General features: G+C 61.0%; 15 protein-coding genes. 8 read left to right on the forward strand and 7 right to left on the reverse strand.

From position 1 onward, the window contains the following. From IFT71_RS21240 to IFT71_RS19040, 3 genes are all read left to right on the forward strand, one after another. Positions 1–355, forward strand: a 355-nt coding sequence (locus IFT71_RS21240) for a hypothetical protein (protein WP_206757464.1), incomplete at its 5' end; no start/stop codon positions are given. A 1,651-nt stretch (positions 356–2,006) separates the two neighbouring features. Further along, entirely contained in the window at positions 2,007–2,456 is a 450-nt protein-coding gene (locus tag IFT71_RS19035) for a hypothetical protein (RefSeq protein WP_192142910.1), read from the forward strand. Positions 2,457–2,994: 538 nt separating this feature from the next. After that, complete coding sequence (locus IFT71_RS19040) at positions 2,995–4,341, forward strand: S41 family peptidase (protein ID WP_192142912.1); 1,347 nt, start codon at positions 2,995–2,997, stop codon at positions 4,339–4,341. A gap of 583 nt (positions 4,342–4,924) precedes the next feature. Here IFT71_RS19040 and IFT71_RS19045 read toward each other — a convergent pair. The 3 genes from IFT71_RS19045 to IFT71_RS21640 form a co-directional block, all read right to left on the reverse strand. Further along, positions 4,925–5,368: a hypothetical protein gene (locus IFT71_RS19045; RefSeq protein ID WP_192142914.1), complete on the reverse strand. Its 444-nt coding sequence runs from the start codon at positions 5,366–5,368 to the stop codon at positions 4,925–4,927. 101 nt (positions 5,369–5,469) lie between these two features. Beyond that, on the reverse strand, positions 5,470–5,673 hold the full coding sequence (locus IFT71_RS21635; protein WP_244655058.1) for a DUF5818 domain-containing protein: 204 nt from the start codon (positions 5,671–5,673) through the stop codon (positions 5,470–5,472). A 111-nt stretch (positions 5,674–5,784) separates the two neighbouring features. Then, positions 5,785–6,171, reverse strand: a complete 387-nt coding sequence (locus tag IFT71_RS21640; RefSeq protein WP_244655059.1) for a hypothetical protein — start codon at positions 6,169–6,171, stop codon at positions 5,785–5,787. 474 nt (positions 6,172–6,645) lie between these two features. Between IFT71_RS21640 and IFT71_RS19055 the strand changes: the two genes are divergently transcribed. The 3 genes from IFT71_RS19055 to IFT71_RS19065 all read left to right on the forward strand — a co-directional run bounded on the left by IFT71_RS19055 (position 6,646) and on the right by IFT71_RS19065 (position 12,663). After that, positions 6,646–8,973, forward strand: coding sequence for a TonB-dependent receptor (locus IFT71_RS19055; protein WP_192142916.1), 2,328 nt, complete (start codon positions 6,646–6,648; stop codon positions 8,971–8,973). Between the two features lie 148 nt (positions 8,974–9,121). Next, positions 9,122–10,414 (forward strand): MFS transporter, encoded by a 1,293-nt coding sequence (locus tag IFT71_RS19060; RefSeq protein ID WP_192142918.1) that lies wholly within the window; start codon positions 9,122–9,124, stop codon positions 10,412–10,414. A gap of 2 nt (positions 10,415–10,416) precedes the next feature. Continuing rightward, positions 10,417–12,663, forward strand: a complete 2,247-nt coding sequence (locus IFT71_RS19065) for a glycoside hydrolase family 3 C-terminal domain-containing protein (RefSeq protein ID WP_197976236.1) — start codon at positions 10,417–10,419, stop codon at positions 12,661–12,663. Positions 12,664–12,718: 55 nt separating this feature from the next. On the opposite strand, the gene IFT71_RS19070 is transcribed toward IFT71_RS19065, so the two are convergent. After that, a complete protein-coding gene (locus tag IFT71_RS19070) occupies positions 12,719–13,072 on the reverse strand; it encodes a cupin domain-containing protein (RefSeq protein WP_192142922.1) in 354 nt (117 codons plus the stop codon). Between the two features lie 58 nt (positions 13,073–13,130). Here IFT71_RS19070 and IFT71_RS19075 point away from each other — a divergent pair, with 58 nt between their 5' ends. Both IFT71_RS19075 and IFT71_RS19080 read left to right on the forward strand, forming a co-directional pair. Beyond that, positions 13,131–14,093 (forward strand): ornithine cyclodeaminase family protein, encoded by a 963-nt coding sequence (locus tag IFT71_RS19075; RefSeq protein ID WP_192142924.1) that lies wholly within the window; start codon positions 13,131–13,133, stop codon positions 14,091–14,093. Positions 14,094–14,230: 137 nt separating this feature from the next. After that, a complete protein-coding gene (locus IFT71_RS19080; RefSeq protein ID WP_192142926.1) occupies positions 14,231–15,112 on the forward strand; it encodes a LysR substrate-binding domain-containing protein in 882 nt (293 codons plus the stop codon). A 9-nt stretch (positions 15,113–15,121) separates the two neighbouring features. On the opposite strand, the gene IFT71_RS19085 is transcribed toward IFT71_RS19080, so the two are convergent. From IFT71_RS19085 to hglS, 3 genes are all read right to left on the reverse strand, one after another. Next, a complete protein-coding gene (locus tag IFT71_RS19085) occupies positions 15,122–16,279 on the reverse strand; it encodes a pyridoxal phosphate-dependent aminotransferase (RefSeq protein ID WP_192142928.1) in 1,158 nt (385 codons plus the stop codon). 95 nt (positions 16,280–16,374) lie between these two features. Then, on the reverse strand, positions 16,375–19,260 hold the full coding sequence (locus tag IFT71_RS19090; protein WP_192142930.1) for an FAD-binding and (Fe-S)-binding domain-containing protein: 2,886 nt from the start codon (positions 19,258–19,260) through the stop codon (positions 16,375–16,377). Continuing rightward, entirely contained in the window at positions 19,257–20,648 is a 1,392-nt protein-coding gene (gene hglS / locus IFT71_RS19095; RefSeq protein WP_192142932.1) for a 2-oxoadipate dioxygenase/decarboxylase HglS, read from the reverse strand. Before hglS ends, IFT71_RS19090 begins: the two co-directional genes overlap by 4 nt. Between the last annotated feature and the right edge of the window lie 2 nt (positions 20,649–20,650).

Below are 20,650 nucleotides of genomic sequence, written 5' to 3' on the forward strand. Positions count from 1 at the left end.
CGAGTGCGCTCGCGTGGAAAACTTTGCTCAATTGCCACCGGGTGAACCACAGCTCGGTCGCGGGATTGTCAAGGCCGTTCTCGATCTCTCAGTCGAGGCAGCAACGACGGGCCGTGCTTCGGTTCCGGTCACTTGCTTAGACGACACCACTCCTAAGGGTAACCGCTGCGATGGAGTCCGCGTGCTGGCCGGGCTCAATTGGCGCCATCTGGGGAACGTCGATTTGCCAAGTTCGGTTCGCGGGCCGGCAACGGAACTTCAGTTTTGGCAAGATGACATGTGGGTAGTGGAGGTGACAGGTTATAAACCGATCATCTCCTTACAAATATATCGGAGGTATCCCCCGCCATTTTAGTCTCGGACTTTCTTCGGCGCGTGGTCTCCTTTCGATGTCGGCGCTTCTGTTAACGGCAGCTATCGCCACATTCGTACCCAAAAGCGGCCTGTCCGTTGACCACCAAATTCTGGCCGTTCCGCGGACGTCCACTAACGGACATCCCCGGATTTTATTGCGTTAGCGGGAACTAGGACCATTATGGCTCCCAGGAGTGCTACGACATAAAGGAGCTTTGGCAGCGCGTTTGGGTATAGAAAGTCCGGATTGATCTGTTTCATGAGGGACCATGCCNTCACTATGGAGGTTATTGGTAATTCCGGGAGCCCTTGCGCATAGACAAGCAGACTCACGAACGAAACGACAGCAGATGACGCAAGGATTATAGCGGATGCGACGCAAACTTTGCGTCGATCTCTCGAGACCGAACCGCTCATCGTATTATATTACCCTTTATCAGCAATCAATCACCTAGAGTGGTGTTGCTACCAGAGGGTTAATCAGTGTTACGGAATAACTAGAACGAAACGTTCGCTTTCCGCCAATCCCGGTCATTCCGCTTCCGCCTACACCCGTTCGTATCCGTCTTCATGGCGGTCACGATTGCCGATACTCATTCATCAGCTACAATGACATAAGACTAGAGGCGGAGACTGTCGCAATGATTGGCATGTTAGCACTTGCGGCGGCTACGGTAGCTACCTGTCCCGTTGAGCAGGCACACTATGTTTTGCGCCACGATCCAAGCGTAACTGCCTACTTTCGCCCAGTCGACAGCGGTCCAGATTGGCCAAGCCATGTTGCGATAGCAGTCCAGCATAAGGAATTAAGGAAGACCTTTTGGTGGCTGCCGTGGAACGGTGGCTCGAACGGGCTCCAAAATGTTGCGTCTACGGAAGACGTTATCGCCAAAGGCTGGCAGCCGCCAAGTCCGGATGGGGGGGCTCGTCCATACGGAAACAGGCAATATATCGGAACCGATATCATGTATAATCTGATCAATCACGTTCCGAAGCGGGGAGAACCTGCTCCGGCTCATATGCTTTTCCGGGACGCGGCGGGTTCCAAAGACACCGCCTTCCTCGACAGGCAATTTTTTGATTTTGTTGGTTGCCGGAAGGAAGGCCGCTAAAACAGCGTTACTTTCCTATTAGCCCCCGAAAACGGACGGTCCGCTCATCACTAGGTCGCGACATTCGCTGTCGGCAAAGCGGACCCCAGAGCGGACAGGCGGGAAGCGCTTAATTGCGGATGTGGCCGGCGTATGACATGTCCTTGCAAGAACGGGAGCTATTGATGTCGAGTTGGACCACGCGCCTGAAAAATCGGATGCATCCACGACTCCGAATGTTCTTCACGAGGCTGTTTCTGCTAGTTGTCACTTGGCTTGCCGTGACCGGTGCGATCGAGATGATCCGAGGCAACGCTGCCTTCAGCCCGTTCGTCCTGACTGGCTTGGTTTTAGGATGCGCGTCAACTGCTATCTTCAAACCTATTCCGCTCGAATACCGTCAGCCTGCGGAATAGGCCGCTCGTAAGGTAACGTCGGCAATCCACCAATGCCGGATATCCGTGATAAAATCGCAGGTTTTGCATCAAGGCCTTCGGGGTATAGCATTTGAGCGGGCTCCACGCGGTTACCGGGGCAACTCCGATCGCCTAAGGACAAACCATGCGAATCTGGCACATTGCTCTTATTATAGGGCTGGCGGGGCAATCCGCTATTGGTGGGGCACATGCGAGTCAGGCTTCGCCAGCTCCAAGCACGAGGCAATTAACGGGACTCAGCCCTCAAGATGCAGTTAGTCTTATTGCCAAGTTGGAGGAGGCTCAACGTAACTTAGAAGCCGGTAAGTTTGAGTCTTTTGAATTACTCGCGGGATCGATTGCCTCCTATGATGAGGCCAAGGTTTCACCGCGAGACGTCTTTTTGAAGGTGCCGTTCAAGAGCGTGTGGAGTGTCGAAAGGGTGCGCAGCGACAACGAGCTATGGCAGCCATATCGGCTCGCCTACGCACCTGACGGGCCTGGAAAACGCTACTGGGAAATTGAGGTAGTGCTAGGGATTGATGGTGATATTCAACGCGTATCAATGACGAATAAGCCGCCTGCTCCGTTCTAATCTTCGCGCCCGCGGTCATATCGCTCAGTGTAGAACACCCGGGGTTTTGCCGACTACTGCGGAGCGGGAGGCCGCAACCGAGTTTCCATGGCTTCGGGCCAGCGACGTCATGGACGGCAGCTGAGCACCAAGTTCGGACGTTCCGGGGCCGGTCGCATCGAATGACCGCTGACGCCCACGTCCGGCCTTTCAGGCTTGGGATCCGGGCGCGCAATAGCGGCCATTCGTTAAGCGCGATCTTTTTTCTCGGTTTCCGATCGGCCATTTCGGGATAGAGCGATTGGGAACAGATTTCGGGAAAGCGAAACCCGCCGGCGTCCCTCAGCCCGATCGAGGCGGTGAGTTTCCCGCCCGCCGTTCGTTTGCAGGAAGCTGCCGCCAAATTCGACAGGCGTTGCCCTAACGCATAGCGTCGCGTTGTGATCGAAGATGGCTCCCGCGACGGTACGAGGCTCCCTGCCGCTGAATCGTCCGGGAAGGACGGGAGCTGCGGGGGTACGCTTCGACGTCCGCGCTTTCGCCAAAAGGCCCGACCGTCTTGAGGTGGCTGCTTCGCATCCTCAGCGGCTGCGTCGCTGCGGCGGCCCTGCTGTTTGCTGGACTGGTTGCCTACTTCTTCCTTGTTGTCGGGCCACGCCAGGAGGCGGCTCGGCAGGATGCCAAGTACGCGGCGGAGGCGTTCGGGCGGTTGACCGGTGTGGAGCGGAGTCTCGCCATCTACGACGCCTTCGCGGCTCAGATATCAGCACATTATTACGACCAGTCCTTTGGTGGGCTCGACTGGCCGAAGCTCAGACGTCACTGGCGCCTCAAGGCCGCGAAAAGTGCCGACGACTGGCATCTCTACTGGGACGTGATGGCCCAACTAGCCCAGAGGTTCCCGGTATCGCATGTCGGCGTGGAGATGCCGATCGCGGCAGCGAGGCGCGCGAAGGCGGACGAGGGCATCCCAACGCAATCGCCCGTCTCATCGCCCTGCCCGGAACCGGACGGCGGGATGTTTCTCACTCCCATTCGGCGCGGAAAGGGTGTCGGGATCGAAGTGGGTGAGGTGATCCCTGGCTCTGCTGCGGCCCATGCCGGCGTGGCGCCCGGATGGCTTGTGCTGGAATATGCCAACAAGCCAGCTCTATCGGGCCGTCGGATTACGGCGACGCTCCTTCGCCTGACGCCCGACCAGATAGGGAAGTGGGAAGGCAGCGGACGAGACAATCTTCGCACACTTGCCCTTCCCGATGGCCCGAAAAGCAAGGTCGCCTTCGACGTCGGTTGTTCACGGACTCGGCCAGCCGTCGAAGTGCGGTCCTTTGCCGGCGGCGTACGCTACATCCGGTTTGACAAGTTCGAGGTGGAACCTGTTCGAAAGGTCGCGGAAGCGTTGCGACAGGCCGGGCCGGCAGGTGTGGTGATCGATCTTCGTTTCAACAGCGGCGGGTTCCCGATGCTCCTCCTAAACCTACTCCTGCCGCCAGGTCGCCCCGTCTACAGGACGGTAGACGCGTCCGGCCGCGGGGTGTTCAAGACCGATGCTGATGGCGATGCCGCGCCCTATGCCGGCCCACTCGCGATCCTAACCGGTCCTGCATCTGCAAGCGCCGCGGAGGTATCGACTGCGGTACTCAAGCGGCTTGGCCGTGCCATCGTAATCGGACGGCGAACGAATGGGTCCGTTCTAGGTGCCCCCACCTTTCCGCTTCCCGACGGCGGGCGGGTACAGGTGCCGGTGCAGGAAGTAATAATGCTGGATGGAACGCGTCTGGAAGGGGCCGGTGTCGCGCCAAATCTCGCGGTCCTCGCTTCGTCGGCGGATCTTCGCGCTGGACGCGACACTGCGCTGTTTGAGGCACTTCGCGCCCTGAACCGTTCACGTCCGCCGACGCAGTAACGAAATCGCGTCCCGATCATACGTCGATTGAGGGCGTGCAGTTTCGCGATGCCCGTTTTACCATTTTTTGTGGGAAAAGCAGTAGCCCCGGGCAATATCGGCTATGGCCACCTGCCTTCCTAAAAGCGGCCTGTCCGGTTGCCACCACTTATCGCCGTTCAGCGGTCGAATGTACGGAAAGCCCGGTTCCCGTCACGAGTGTGTGACAAACAGTTGTTTTGCGACGCCTGAGTGAACCTGCCGGGGCTTAGCGTATTTGAGACCGTCCGATGTGCCGCCCTCTGAATGATGCTTCAGCAGTGCTATTTGAATAGGTGCCGTATGGTCCTCTTGGGTTAAGGCTTCAGCCGGACTAGGCGATCAAATTGACCTGAATTTTATACGCAGTTTTATCACGTAAAACCGACTAGCCCGTAGCGGTGAGCTAGGGGCATACCTTAAAAGCACTGTGCTGCAGATATACGTTTCGCACCGGCTCGGATCTCAAGCAGTGGGGCATGCGCGCGATATCGCGTCAAAAGTTCGTGCTATTGATGACACCGTCTTCGCAACGTTGGCCGTCGCGATGGCGTCAGCGGAACGATCATGCCGTTCGAGACATATCCGTAATCGAAGCCCTGGCCGCCGTGGCGCTTTGAATGTCCGCTGCCTGCGTCGCTGCCGCCATCAGATCGACGTCCGTCAGATCGCGGTGATCGATCCACCATTTGGCGTCAGTCACCTGAAGGCAAGCGTAACAATCGGCGTTGCTGTTGAGGTTGGTTAGCGCCGCGAGCCGCTTGGTCCTGATCGTCGACGCCCAGCTAATTTGCCGATCGGTGCCGGTAAGCAGTGGAAGATCAAGGTGGGAGATAGCGGCGCTGCTTAACGCTGCCGCAGCGGCTTCCTCCGCTCGCTTTTCCGCAACGAAGCAGTCTCGACAGGTCGTCGTCTTCAGCCACCGGGCCTTGCGTGCCTGCTGGCTGTCAAAGCCCGTGAGATCATGAGCTTGCTCATGACCGCAGGCATGAATGATCCGCTGTTCCATGGCCGGTATGATGTCTGTTCGTGGTTTGTGCGCAACGCGAATGAGTCAGGATGAATCAAAATTGCGCCGAGTGCCTCAGTACGAGAGGAATGGTCTGCTCGCTAAGCTGGTGCAACGCCGTCAGCGTTCACAAGATCTGGGCCAACCAATGTGCCGACGAGCCGAACGCGCTTCTCAACGAGATCGACGGGAGTGCGATGCAGTTCCAGCTCGTAGCGCCCACCGACATCGCGGCGAAGGTAGAAGGCCCCGCCATCACGGATCAAAGTGCCAATCTCATTGATCCGGGTTCCAATCGCTACCATCGCTGCGCCGTTGCTCCGCCATGATTGTGTAAAGTTGTGGGCTATCCTTGCCTGTAACCGATGTGGCTCAGCGTGAGCACATAATCCTGCTGACACGTAGCCGTGCGGCTTTCAAAGACGGATATCCCGCCGCACCATTTCCAAGAACGCCATGTCCCCAATTGGCGGGCGGGGCTCGGCCTTGAAGATGTCAGCTAGGTCGAGCAGATCCTCGTTAGAAAGGTTCGTGATCGAGGCTTCGATTTCGGCAAGGCGCTGCACCGCGCGATCACCTCGATCGGCGAGCCGCTTTATTCTTGTCTTGAGCATCCGCACTTCTACCACATTGGTCGCGGGGGCGGCAGGGGCATTCGCAGCTGGACGGCTGAGACAATCCGAAAAGACGTTTGCCAACCTGTGCGAACGAAGGTTCTCCGAAGGGACAGCACCGCGCTCCGCAGTTGTCGAAGGGCAGGAGCGTGCAGCTTGTCCGCTGAAAACGGCGAGTTCCTGATGCATGCGGACCGTCCGCATTTACGGTAAAACTGGTGGATAACGGCCTGTCCGCTATGGAGCGCCAAACGGGCTAAGCTGCCGTTCGTTCAGGCTTGCTGTGTCGGCAGGTGCCTGGAAAGCGCTCGAAGCCGCCGAACTCCTAAGACAGACCGGTGAGATCGCTAAGAGGATCCTGGCGCGAGTAGCTAGACCCACGCTTGGAAGACAGCCGTCTTGCTGCTTTCACGGCAACGGTCAATGGAAACCGTTAGTCGATTAAGGGAAGAAACTGGACCGGAAGAGGCGTCTACAGCGCCTCGATAGTGCTAGCTGCTTGGGATTGACAGCGGTTCCAACGGCGCAACAATGTGAGAAAATCTCCACGCACATGGCAAAATAATCGCTTTTTCGTCATCAGAATGTAAGATTAGCTCTCGCTCGCACACCGATCAATGGGTGGGTCAATCGGATCTAGCGGTGTTTCATGGGGGCTAAGACATGACGAGCGGCGCCAATATCAAGACGTCTAAATGGCTGGTTATCAGCGTTGCTGCAAGCGCGCTGCATCCCAGTTTTGCACTGGCCCAGACTGGACAGAACGCGATTACTGACAAGCCCGTCGCCGAAGCTCAAGCCGAAGAGCCGGGCGAGATTGTGGTTACGGCCACCCGCTTCGAAACTAAAGCGTCGAAGACTCCGATCGCATTGACCGCTATCGGCGAAACAGCATTGAGGTCGGCTGGCGTGACCGATCCGACCGCGTTGGGCAACCTCGTGCCGAACCTCACGATCAACCGCAACAACGGTGTCCAGATCACGATCCGTGGCGTGACCAGCAACGACGGTACCGAAAAGGGCGATCCGTCGGCAGCGTTTATGCTCGACGGCATCTATATCGCGCGTCCCCAGGTGCAGGAGGTCAGCTTCTTCGACATCGCGCGAGCTGAGGTGCTGCGCGGTCCACAGGGAACTCTCTTCGGTCGCAATACGACGGCCGGCGCGATCAACTTGATCAGCAACAGGCCCAATTTCGACGGCGTTTCGGGCTCGATCGATGCAGCTTACGGCAATTACAACAATGCGCAGTTGACTGGTGTCGTCAACGCACCGGTCACCGACGACCTCGCGCTTCGTGCTGCCGTCACTTATAATCGTCGCGACAACTTTATCCGGGGCGGTACAAACTTTCCGCTCGATTTGTCGCCGTTCAAGGACGACGTCTCGACGCGGCTTTCAGCGCTGTACGTCTTCGATAAGGGCGAACTACTCATCCGCGGTGATTATTCGCATCTTGGCGGCAAGGTCATGGGGCAGGGCGTGTTTGTGCCTACCCTAAATTTCTACTCCAACTTCACCACGCAGCTGACCGATCCGACTTACATCGCCAGTCAGCGCAGCACCAAGCAGCTGCTAACGATCAATTCGCAGACCGCGGACTTGGCCCAATATGCTGGGCTTGCCCGCAATCTGGAACGCGACAGCCAAACCTATGGCGTCGGAGCAGAGTTCAAATATGATCTGGGACCGGTGACGTTCAACTATCTCGGCTCGGCGCGTGGGTTTGATCGGCACGAGGGCAAGCTGTTCTATTACGTCGCCGGCCTGACACCGTGGCAATATGACGCGTCGTTCCGGCAGAACAGCCAGGAGATCCGCTTGGCGACCAATGGCGAAGGTCCGCTGCGCGCTCAGATCGGCGCCTATTATTTTCGCGAGCGAGGGTCCGTCGACTCGATCCTGTATGCCCGCGTCGTCAACGGTGCGCGGCTCGTACCAGGGCAGGTGGGGTATGTGTTTGCTTTTCCGCAGCGTTACGTGTTGTCGGAATCCAAGGCCCTGTTCGGTCAAGCGACATACAGCCTGCTCCCCAGCCTCCGCCTGACGGGTGGCGTGCGCTATACCAATGATGAAAAGGCGCGTACCGGTGCCACGGTTCAATGCCGGTTCGATATCAACTGTGGTGCAGCCGGGGACATCAGCTCGCCGAACAACGCGAGGCGCACCTACAACAAGGTGACTTGGAAGGTCGGCGCCGATTACGACTTGGGCAGTCGGACGCTCCTCTACGGTCTGGTGGCGACGGGATACAAGGCGGGCGGCTTCAACGACGGCTGCGAGGCAGGAACGGGCACGGGATGTACCTTGCCCGCCAACTCGCTCTATTACGAGCCGGAGACGTTGACCAATTACGAAATCGGATTGAAGACACGGTTCTGGCAGAACCGGGCTAGGCTCAACGTGTCGGCGTTCCACTACGACTACAGCAACCTCCAACTGTCGCAGGTGGGGCCATTTTGTGCCGGCGGTGCGCTCTGCACTCAAACGACGAACGCAACCGCTGCCAAGATTGACGGGATTGAGCTGGAAGGCAACGTCGCGGTCACCGACCGCGACCGGCTCGATGGATCCTTCTCGTGGCTCGACGCGCGTTACGGCAGTTTCTTCCCGAACGCTGCGGCCTATCCGACGCTGAACTGGGAAGGAAAGCGGCTTGATCGTTCCCCGGAGTTCGCGTTCACCGCCGGCTACACGCACAGCTTCCCGGTCGGCGACGGCGCTACGTTCGACGTGGGCGCAAGGACCCGTTATTCGGCAAGCTACCGCCTTGCGGCCCTGGCGATCAATGCTCAGTTCCGCCAGCCCGAATTCACTCAGACGGACCTTACCGCGACTTACACAGCCCCGGACCGCGCATGGTATCTTCAAGCCTTTGCGAAGAACCTGGAGAACAATCTACAAGTTACCGTCGCGGGCGCAGGCGCCAATGGTACCGTCCAATTCAGTGATCCGCGCACCTACGGCGTGCGAGCCGGAACAAGGTTCTAAGGACAGATAGCCTGGCCATGGACCCCGAAGCCAAATCCGCCGTCATGGAGAAGACAATGAGGATCAGTTTACTTTTCACATACGACGATGGCTGCTGCGGCGGGGCGGCAGGGCAGGAGCCAATGAGCATGCCCGGTTATCGCGGGGCATGACCATCGCATCGTCCGACGGCGAACCGCTAGCCGAACGTCACGCACGCCTGACCGGGCAGGCGATCGGCGGCGGTTTCATCGCCCGCTACATCTTGGCGCTCGTCGGGATATGGCTCGCACTCCAGACTCCTGCCTCCGTGACGCTGGCGGTGCGCGTCGGGCAACTCGCGCCGGACCACAAGGGCGCGGCACTTGCCCTCGTTGCGAGCGCCGGTGCTGCCGCGGCGCTCTTCTCAAACCCGATCTTTGGCATATTGAGCGATCGCAGCCGGTCGCGCTGGGGCAAGCGCCGCCCGTTCATCGCGGGCGGCATGCTGTGCGGCTGCCTTTCTGTCATTGGTCTGGGTTTTGCTCCTACCGTTCCCTGGGCGGTCGCGGGCTGGGTGGCCGCACAGCTATCGTTCAACGCGGCAGTCGCCTCCCTGATCGCCATTCTCCCGGAACGCGTGCCAGTGCGATTGCGCGGTCGTGTGTCTGGGCTGATGGGCGTCACGCCCCAGATCGGCATCGTCGGCGGCACCTTCCTGATTCAGATCGTGGGAACGCAGGGTGCGGGGATGTTCGTCTGGCCAAGCGTGATAGGCGTCCTTGTGACCCTCCCCTTTGTTCTGGCGTTGCGAGAGGCGCCGCCTGCGGAGACGGACCCTGTCCCTAACCAGCGCGCTACGGCGGTTCGGCCCCGCAACTTCTCATTCAACCTGTTCGCCCACCGCGACTACACGCTGGCATGGCTCGGGCGCTTCTTCGTTTGGTTGGGCCTGTATCAGCTGACCACCTACAAGACGTATTTCCTGATCGACCGGCTGGGTTTTACCACTGAAACAGTCATCCCCGTGCTGACGAAAGCGATGTTCATCCTCGCAGCGTGCATCGTCGTAAGCAGCGTTCCCGGGGGGTGGCTGTCCGATCGACTGGAACGTCGCAAGCCGTTCGTGGTCTTCGCCTCGATGCTGTTCGTCGTTGCGATGCTCATCGTCGCCTACGCGACGACGGTACCCGCGTTCTTCGTCGGTATCGCGGTATCGGGCTTCGCGATGGGGCTGTATCTGGCGGTGGACTATGCGCTGGTGTCACAAGTGCTGCCTAACGCACGCGATGAAGCCGCGATGGGCATGGGCGTGTTCAACCTATCCGCCACCATCCCGCAGACCATGGCACCTGCTCTGGCACCATTGCTCCTGTCGATCGGTGCGTCCGGGTCAACGGGCAATTATACCTCGCTGTATCTCGTCGCGGCCGGCTTCGCGTTGATCGGTGCGACGATCACACAATTCATTCGAGAAAGATGACCATGACAATTGAGAATGACCGCCCCGGCGATCTGGACCAACTCGCGTTGCTGTGCACGGGCTCGGACTATTGGAACACTCATGTCGATGAAAGCCGCGGCGTGCGGCGCATCCGCATGGCGGACGGCCCCCATGGCCTGCGTGTGCAGGACGACGATAGTCCCGATCATCTGGGGTTGGGGCGCAGCCTTCCGGCTACCTGTTTTCCGCCAGCAGTCGCGCTTGCATCGTCATGGGACGCCGAGCTGGTCGCGGAGGTCGGCGGCGCCATCGCAGTCGAGGCGCGCGCGCAAGGCGTCGACGTCGTACTCGGGCCAGGCCTGAATATGAAGCGCAGTCCGCTGTGCGGGCGCAACTTTGAATACTACAGCGAAGATCCATTGCTGGCCGGCGTTCTGGCCGGCGCCATGGTGCGGGGCATACAGTCGAAGGGGGTGGCAGCGACGCTGAAGCATTTCGCGCTGAACAACCAGGAAACTGAGCGGATGCGCGTCAGCGCGGACATCGATCCCCGCCCGCTCCACGAGATCTATCTACGTGCGTTCGAGATCGCGGTACGGGAGGGCGAGCCGTGGATGGTCATGAGTTCGTACAATGCGATCAATGGCGAGTACGCTAGCCAGAGCAAATGGCTACTGACCGATATCCTGCGTGACGAATGGGGCTTTGATGGCCTCGTGGTGTCGGACTGGGGTGGTGTGTACGATCCAGTAGCCGCGGTTGCCGCTGGTCTCGATCTGCGAATGCCGGGGTCGGCGACCAACGAGAAAGTGCTCCAGGCCGCACGTGGCGGGAAGCTGGACGTCGTGGTCTTGGAACGTGTCGCGGCACGTCTGCGCCAACTGGGCGAACGAACGGCGTCGATCGTGCCTGCGCCAAAGGCTGATGTCGCGACGAACCATGCGCTCTGCCGTCGCGCCGCCGCGGAAAGCGCAGTGCTGCTGCACAATAAGCGGGGCCTCTTGCCGCTCGACGTCACAAGCGTGAAGAGCGTCGCGCTGATTGGCGAACTCGCCCGCACGCCGCGCTATCAGGGGGCCGGCAGCTCAGCGGTTAATCCGACTCGATTGGTGAGCGCGCTGGAGGCGTTGGGTGATGCGATGAGTGATGTCCGGTTCGAAGCCGGTTACCGACTCGATGGCGTTGCGGACGATACGCTGCGGGCTGCCGCGGTCGAGGCTGCACGGGCGGCCGATACGGTCGTGATGGTGCTTGGCCTGCCGGCGGTCGACGAGGCGGAGGGGCATGATCGCACGTCGATCGAGTTGCCCGCCGTGCAGGTCGATCTGCTGCGTGCTGTGTCAGCGGTAAGTTCGCGCGTCGTCGTTGTGCTCAGCAACGGCTCGGTCGTTACTACCGCCGGCTGGCGCGATCAGTGCGGTGCGCTGGTCGAATTCTGGCTTACCGGCCAAGCGCATGGCGAGGCAATCGTCGATGTGCTGACCGGCGTCGTCAACCCGGCGGGTCGGCTCGCCGAGACAATCCCGCTGCGGATCGAAGATACCCCAGCCTATATCGACTTCCCGGGCGAAGGGCTCCATGTCCGGTACGGCGAAGGTCTCTATATCGGCTATCGTTGGTACGACGCCCGCAAGATGCCCGTTGACTATCCCTTCGGTCATGGACTGTCCTTTACACAATTCGACTATGACGACCTCGTGATCGATAGGCATGATGCGAGCGATCCTATCGCCTTCACCGCATCGATCACTGTCGCGAACGTCGGCGATCGTGACGGCGCCGAGGTCGTTCAGCTCTATGTGGCTGCGCCGTCCGGCGTACTGCGTATGCCTGAACAGGAATTGCGCGCCTTCGCGAAGGTACGCGTTGCGGCTGGCAGGAGTGAACGCGTAACGATCGCCGTTCCGCGCAACCGGCTTCGGCATTTCCATCCACAGGCCGGCTGGGTGGAGACGGGCGGCGAAGTGGCTGTCCTCATCGGTGCATCTTCACGCGACGTACGCCTGCGTTCGACGCTTGACCTGCCGAACAAGCCGTTGTCCGAGCCGCTGACGATGTGGTCCCCGCTCGGCCATTGGTTCGCCCATCCGCAGGCCGGGCCCAAGCTGAACGCCGTGATCGACGCGAACGGCGGGATGCGCGGGCGTCTCGGCGACCTTTTGGCCGATCCAGCAGGCCGGGACTCGATCCTAGGCATTCCGCTGGCGAGCATCATGCAGTTCCCGCGGATTCCGTTCAGCGAGCAGGATCTGGCGAATATCATGGCCGCCATCGACCCGCGTCCATAGTCGGTCAGGACCAAGGTCCCCCGTCGCGCTTTCTGCTCCACGGGGGACATCGCGGTCAGAACCGGCGATAGGTGACAAGGACGCGGCAATCCTCGTCGGCACGGGTGGTGTGAACGGCACCTGGTTCGCGAATGACGTAATCGCCAGTGCGATAGACCTTCTCGTTGTCATAGAACGTACCGGAGATCACGAACACCTCTTCAAGCAGTTGATGCGTATGAGCAGCGTAATTGGTTCCAGGTGCCATGTCGACGAGGGCGGTATATTCGCCCGAAGTCTCATGGCGATACAGGATTGCAACGCTGACGCCGGGCTTGGTCTGCGTGTCCCAGACGAGATCGTCGAGCGTTGCGCGCTGCGAGCCGGACACCGCATTGGAGAACGATGCTTTGATGTTTGATTCGGCCATGATCTGTTTTTCCTTCTTAGAGATTTGACAAGCGAGTGGTTGGTCCAGGCGATCAGGAATGGAGAATGCCGTGACGAATTCGTATCGGGCGTTCGATGACGCCGCCGTGCGGTCTCTCGCGCCGATGACGCGCGTGATAAACGCAGTGCGCAGCGCGATGATCGCACTGGAACGCCGGGAGTTCGACATGCCGCAGCGGATCGGATTGGGTGGGAGCGACGTGCTGGTGATGCCGGTATTCCACCGGCCAAGCGGTACATCGGCGACCAAGATACTGTCGCTCGATGCCGGACGGACGCTCTTCATAACCGGAGCCGTCGTCTCCACCGCTGCGGGCGATCCGAAGACGCTGGTGGCCGATGCGGGGGAGGTGACGAAGCTCAGGACCGGCGCGCTCAGCGGCGTCGCGGCGGATCTGCTCTGCGTGGCTGGCGCCGAGACGATGACGATATTCGGAGCGGGTGGGCAGGCGTACGACCAGGTCATGGCCGTCGCGGCGGTCCGACGATTGCGACGACTGGCGATCGTGAATCGGACGGCGGCGCGCGCTGAGGCGTTGGCACACCGTCTGGAACGCGACCTGCCTGGCGTCATGATCTCGACCTCGTCCTCGGCCAACGGCGGACTGCTTAAAGAAAGCGACATCGTCTGCTGCGTCACGACCGCGCAACGACCATTGTTCGAAATCGACGATCTCGCGCCCGAGGCCTGCGTGTTGGCGGTGGGCTCGTATCGTCCCGACATGCGCGAGGTTCCTGCGGAGCTTCTGCATACAAGCGGGCATATAGTCGTAGATGATGTACGAGCCTGCACCGCAGAGTCGGGCGACGTCATCGAGGCGTTGCGCGCCGGCCACTTGAGCGAAGACGATCTGCTGCCGCTCGGACGTGCGTTGCAGGACAGCCCGCGCTTGTCGGGGCGCCGTCTTTTCAAGACGGTCGGCGTCGCGGTGCAGGATTGGGCGGTTATGGCCGTACTGCGCGATGCCGATGCCCGTTATGCTGGACATGTCCAAACGTGATGCGGACCAACCACGGTCTATCATCGTATTGGCATGGTCTGGGATCATTGCTGCTATCCGTATGAAAGCATGAGCTAACCCCCTTCATCGTGATGTATAAAGCGATGAAACCGTAACGATCGTTGAGAAAATCTTACATGATAGCACCGCGGCGGTTCCTGCCTTCGATTAGTTCCCTGCTTGCGTTGGAGGCCGTCGACCGGTTGGGTCAGGCGACCGCCGCTGCCGAGGAACTGTCCCTGACCCATTCGGCGGTCAGTCGGCAGTTGAAAGTGCTTGAAGAACAAATCGGCGTGCTTCTGACGATCCGGCAGGGGCGTGGATTGGTGCTCACGCCGGCTGGCACCGACTATGCTGCAGCGGTACGTGAATGCCTCAACGATTTGGCGAAGGCGAGTTTGAAGATCCGCGCCAATGGCGAGCGCAGCAGCGTAAGGCTCGGCGTATTGCCGGCCTTCGCTGCCCATTGGCTGACGCCGCGCTTGAGCGCGTTCAACCGGCGCCATCCCGACATGGTCGTGCATTTCAGCACTCAATTGGCGCCGTTCAATTTCAATACCGAGAAGTTCGATGCGGCAATCCATTACGGCGAGCAGGAGTGGCAAGGCGTCCGGTACCTGCAACTGACCGAAGAATCGGTGGTCGCGGTCTGCAGCCCGACACTCGCCAAGCGAATCACCGGTGAGGCGGCTTCGCTGCTCGACCTGCCGCTCCTCCATCTCGAAAGCCGCCCCGGTGCATGGGAGGAGTGGTTCGAACATCGCGGTTGCGACGCTCGCAACCTCCGCGGCATGCTGTTCGATCAATATTTCACTATGGCGCAAGCGTCAGCGGCCGGTTTGGGGCTCGGGCTTCTGCCAACCTTCGTCGCGGAGGCGGAGGTGCGGTCGGGTCGGCTGGCGATCGTCCCAGACAGCGCCATGGCATCAAAGGGCAGGTACTTCCTCGTCTGGCCCGAAGCCGTGCAACCCAGCAAGGCACTTCAAGCGTTCATTAATTGGTTACGAACGGTCGTGTGACCACCCTGATCACCTCCTAAGAGCTGCTGTCCCGCGGCGCAGCCGTGCGATCGCCTCGGCAAGCAGGGCATCCGACGTCGCCGTCGAGATCCGGATATAGGGAGACAACCCGAACGCGGCACCGGGTACAGCGGCCACACCGGCCTCGTGAAGGAAATAAGTCGCGACTTTGGTGTCGTCCGTCAGGATCAGGCCGTCCGGAGTGCTGGCTCCGATCAGGTCGCCGCAATTGATATAGGCGTAGAACGCGCCGTCCGGGGCGGCCAGCTCCAAGCCGTCGATCGTCGCGATTCCTTCCACGACCAGATCCCTACGGCGCTCGAAAGCTGTCCGGAAGTCGGCGACGGCGTCCTGCGGTCCGTCAAGCGCGGCGGTGGCCGCCGCCTGGCAGATCGAGGCGATCGAAGTGCAGGACTGGCTCTGGATCGTAGTCATCGCCTTGAGCAGCGGGGCGGGGCCAGTTGCGTAACCGACTCTCCAACCGGTCATGGCATAGGCCTTCGACACGCCATTCACGATCAGGCTACGATTGCGCAGTTCGGGGCATGCCGCGGCGAACGACACGAACCGGCGCCCATCGAAGAGGATGTGTTCGTAGATCTCGTCGGACAGGATCAGGACATGCGGATGGCGTTCCAGCACCGCGCCCAGCGCCATCAGATCTGCACGCGTGTAGAAGGCGCCGGACGGATTGACCGGGTTGTTGAGGAACAGCCACCGCGTCCGCGGCGTGAGCGCCGCATCAAGGTCGGCCGGGTCCAAGCGGAATCCCCGTTCGGCGCGGGTCTCGACCGTGATCGGCAAGCCGCCGAACAAACGGGGCATTTCAGGATATGATACGAAATAGGGCGCGGGCACGATTACTTCGTCGCCCTCCTGCATCGTGGCCATCAGAGCGTTGAAGATGATCTGCTTTGCACCCGTTGCCACGATCACCGCATCGGGATCGACCACGATGTCGTTCTCGCGCAAAAATTTCGCGGCGATCGCGCGTCGCAGCGTCGGTGTGCCTGCCGATGGCGCGTAGTTGGTGTCGCCCGCCAACGCCGCCTGGTGCGCCGCTTCCACGACATGCGCCGGTGTGGCGAAATCCGGCTCGCCCAGCCCCAGGTCGATGACGTCGGCTCCCGTCGCCATCAGCGCCTTCGCCGCCTGCGATACCGCCATCGAGGCGGAGGGCTTCACCGATGCCACGCGGGGCGAGATATAGCAGGTCACGAGGGTCTCCAGAGCACGGATGAGATATTGGAAGGCGACGGCTTTCAGGCGAGCAGCAGGCGCGCCAATGTTTCGATCGGGTGATCGGGGCGTGCGTTCGCGAGGCGATGGGCCTGGCATCGGCAAGAGAACCCGGTTGCCATCGCTCCGGCACCGGCGGCCGCCAGCGGGGCGCGCCATGACTGATCAAATAACCCGCGCGATGCGGCCTGATGTTCGACCTCGTGGCCGAACATTCCGGCCATGCCGCAGCATCCGGTCTCTTCCATTACCAGGGCCTGTCCGAAATGAGAGAAGATCGTCTGCCAGTTTCCAGCTGAAAGCGGCTGCACCGCGCGTTCGGTGCAATGGCGAAACAGATGAAGCGGGTGTATCGGACGGCCTCGGGAGGGATTGATGCGCCCGGCGGTGATCTCGCTCGCCAGGAACGCATCGATCGGTGTGACCGTCGGCAACGCCAAGCCGGCATACTCGCCTTGCCACATCGCCAGGAGAGCGGGTTCGATCCCGACCAGATGATGCGTTCGCGCATAACGATCGAGCTTGGTTCGCGCACGCCGGAGATAGCGTCCGAACAGCCGGTCCATTCCCAGTACATGCGCGGCCTTGCCGCTGGGCACCATCGCCACGCGCTCGACATGATAGCCGAGTGAGACCAGCAACTCCTCGCAAGCCTCGATGACCGCACCGTCGAAAAGGCCAAGGACCATGTCCTCTACTAGTGCCACGGGGCGCGTTGCCGCGATGGGTTCGTCCCGCGATGTCGACAGGGGTGCCGCCAGGCGCAACATGGGCAGGTCGATTAATCCGAGGCTGCGCAGGAGCGGCGACGCAGTGCGCTGCGCAATGTTCGCCAGCCTCGGCGCTCTTCGTAGCATTGGCGCGACCATCTCGAGCCCGGCCAGCAGATAGTGCCGCGCGGGCCGGCGATGCCGCCGGTAATAGTCGCCGTAGAACCGCGACCGCATCGACGGGATGTCGACCTTTACCGGGCACTGGCTGCTGCAGGCCTTGCACTCCAGGCAAGTCGAGAGACTGGCTAGCAGGTGAGGTTCCAGGTCCGCCTGCGCCGCCTCTGCATCCGGCCGCCCCTGCGCTACGTCCGACGTTACGCGCGCCCATTCGCGCAGCAGGGCCGCCCGTCCCTTGGGAGACTGCCGGCGATCGCCGCTGATCTTGTACGACGGGCACATGACGTCGTCGTGTGCGCGGTTGAAGCACGCGCCATTGCCGTTGCACCGAACCGCTGCCTCCAGGCCCGCCAGTCGGTCGGGTCTGATCCGACCGTCGAGCGTCCCCCGAAAGGGAACGGCGTCGATCGCGGTCAGGGGTGCAGCAGCGTTCGTCGTCGCGATTTTGCCGGGGTTCAGCAGGTCGTCAGGATCGAACGACGCTTTGATCCCACACAGCGCAGCGAACAGCCGATCGCCGAAGAAGTGCGGACTGTATTCGCCGCGATAGCCCTTGCCATGCTCCCCCCACAACACCCCACCATGGCGCTTTGCGAGTGCGGCGACCGCATCGGAGATGACGCGGATCTGTGCGGCATCGCTAGGCTGCCGCATGTCGAGGGCAGGTCGAACGTGGACGCATCCAACGTCGGCGTGGCCGAACATGCCGTATGCCAAGCCATGTCCGTCGAGCAGCGCGCGAAAACCGGATACGAAGTCAGCCAGTTCCGCTGGCGGCACTGCCGCGTCTTCAACGAAGGGGACGCCTTGCTTGACCGGGTCCATCCGGCCCAGCAGGCCCACCGCCTTCTGACGCAGCGACCAGATCCGGTCGATCTCGGCGCAGTCGGTCACCTGTCTGATGGTATGGAGCTCGGGGGGCGGCGAGCCTAGATCAGCGACGCGCGTCATTGCTAGTTGCAACTCCGCGAGGTCGTCAGCTTGTACCTCGATCAGGTTCAGGCCCAGAATGAGATGGTCGCCGTCGCCGCTGAGTAGGGCGCCGATCTCGCTCCAAAGAGGATCGCCCTGGGCCAAACTGAGGATACGGTCGTCTAGGAACTCGATGGCGACGGGATCCGCCTCGACGAGCCGTGCGGCATCCCGGATCGCGGCGACGGCATCATGATAAGACATTATGATCAGGCCGCGTACGTGCTTCTTCCGAAGCAGTCGAAGCGTCAGCCGCTTGGTGATGGCGAGCGTCCCCTCCGATCCCGCCAGCAGCTTCGACAGCCGAAAGATTCCGTACTCGTCACGGACCTCTTTCAGGTTGTAGCCTGTCAGACCACGGTTCATCACCGGGAAGACGCGGTCGATTTCAGCCTGCTCCTGCGTCAGCACGTCACGGATCTGCGCATGGACGCGACCAGGCAAGTCGTCGCGCGCGCACACCGCGGCAAGGGCTTCGGGGGATAGTGGCGCAGCATGCCAGTCGCTCCCATCGCTCAGCACCACGTCCATCGACAGGATGTGGTCCGACGTTCGCCCGAACACGCGTGATCCCTTACCAGATGCATCGGTTGCGGCCATTCCTGCCATGGTCGCGCGCGAGCTGGTCGAGCAGGTCGGACCAAAGAATAGGCCGTGTATGCCCGCGACCTGGTTTAATTGGTCTCGGATGACCCCAGGCTGCACTATCGCCGTGCCCGCGACTGGATCGATGGCGAGGATCTGGGTCAGGTGGCGCGAGCAGTCAACTACAATACCGTCGGTCAGCGACTGCCCGTTGGTGCCAGTCCCGCCGCCCCGCGCCGTCAGCGGCAGGGTCGTCGTTCGGGCCGCCCGCATGATCCTGTTCAGATCGTCTTCGGTTCTCGGGTAGAGGATTGCACGCGGTCTGACCTCATAGACCGAATTGTCCGTGGAGAACACCGTACGGGTCGCCGTGTCCGTCGCCACCTCCCCAACAAAACCGGACGATGCCAGGATGGCCAGGAAATGCTGGATTGTCTCATCATCGGGCGCAACAGGAGTCATGCGTGGACCGATAGCAGTCGCGACTGACCGAGCGTTGCAAGCGCGGCGGTGAGGCTATCGCATTCGGTGCGTTCGTACAGACCGAATTCGTCGATCACCGGCGCGCCCAGCGCCGCTTCGAACGCGGTTTGGTTGGCATGTGATGCAAAATTGGTTTGCGCATCCGATCCTAGATTGGACTGGAATATGCCAGCCGCCGACACCGGCAGGAAATCCTCGTACACGAGCGGATCGGCGATCAGGTCGCCCCGTTCGATCAAGGCGTCAACGTCCGCTGCCGGGGTCGTTGATGCTAGCTTGGCGGCACGATATTTAAAGAACGCCAAGCCTGCACGGCGCAGGCTATCCCAATCCGCTGGAAAGACCGCGAAGCGCCGAGCTAGTTCCGCGTCATACCCGTCCGATCCCCGACCGACAGGATCAACGGCAACCGCAGCACGGGCGGCGGACAGCACCTCGTCATAAAGTTGCCTGCCCTTGCGCGTCAGAGCTACGCCGCGCTGTTCGATCTCGCCGAACCGAGCGGTATGCGCGCCTTCGCTCCTACCGTCTTCGTCAACGAATGCAATCTTCTCCCGCAGGGCGCGGAACGAGGTCTGGCGCAGCAACACGGACGCAACGCGGCGCGGCGGCCCCTCGATGACGGCCTTGGCGGCAATGCCATGCCGGGGCATTTCAGCCTGCGCCGCATCGATGTCGAGGGTGCGGGGCGTCAGGTGATTGATATGAGGGCCACCGAAGCACACCACGTCGGCAAGCAGGCGGTGGGCATCATGCAACCTGCGATAGGTATCTGCCGAGACGGTTGCGTCCGCATGCCATTTGAAAGTTTTTAGCGCTTCCTCGACGAAGATCGCGGCTTCGTCCGCCGTCAACCCGTCTTGCGCCTCGGCCAGCTCCAGCATCTCAAGTAGGCGAGCTGAAAAAATGGTTCGCCGAGCAAGAATCGCCTCGGCCTCGGCGGCAAGGTCGCGATCCTCGATGAGGTCGAGACGCAGCAGCGAGGTGAACATGCGGAACGGATTGCGGGCGAGCGCGGCCTCCGCGATGGGGCGGAACGCGGTCGAGTGCACCGGTAGGCCGGCAACCGACAGGTCGTAATAGCCGACCGGCAGCATGCCCATGACCGCGAAGAGGCGGCGAAGGGTCGACAATTCCTTGGCCGTGCCGACGCGGATAGCGCCATGCCGTTCGACATGCATTCGATCCAAGTCGCCGGTGGCACGCAGGCGGTCGGCCAGGTCCGGATCGCTCGCCATCGCCGCCGCGTTCACCGCATCGACCAAGTCGATCAGCGCCTGATATTGCGGCACTTCCTGTCGGTACATTTCCGACATGCTTTGCGAGAAGACGTTTCGAAGATCGTCCGAATGCAGCATCTGGAGCATTG

The sequence above is a fragment of the Sphingomonas sp. CFBP 13733 genome, from assembly GCF_014841795.1.
In the GTDB taxonomy this organism is placed as follows: domain Bacteria; phylum Pseudomonadota; class Alphaproteobacteria; order Sphingomonadales; family Sphingomonadaceae; genus Sphingomonas; species Sphingomonas aerolata.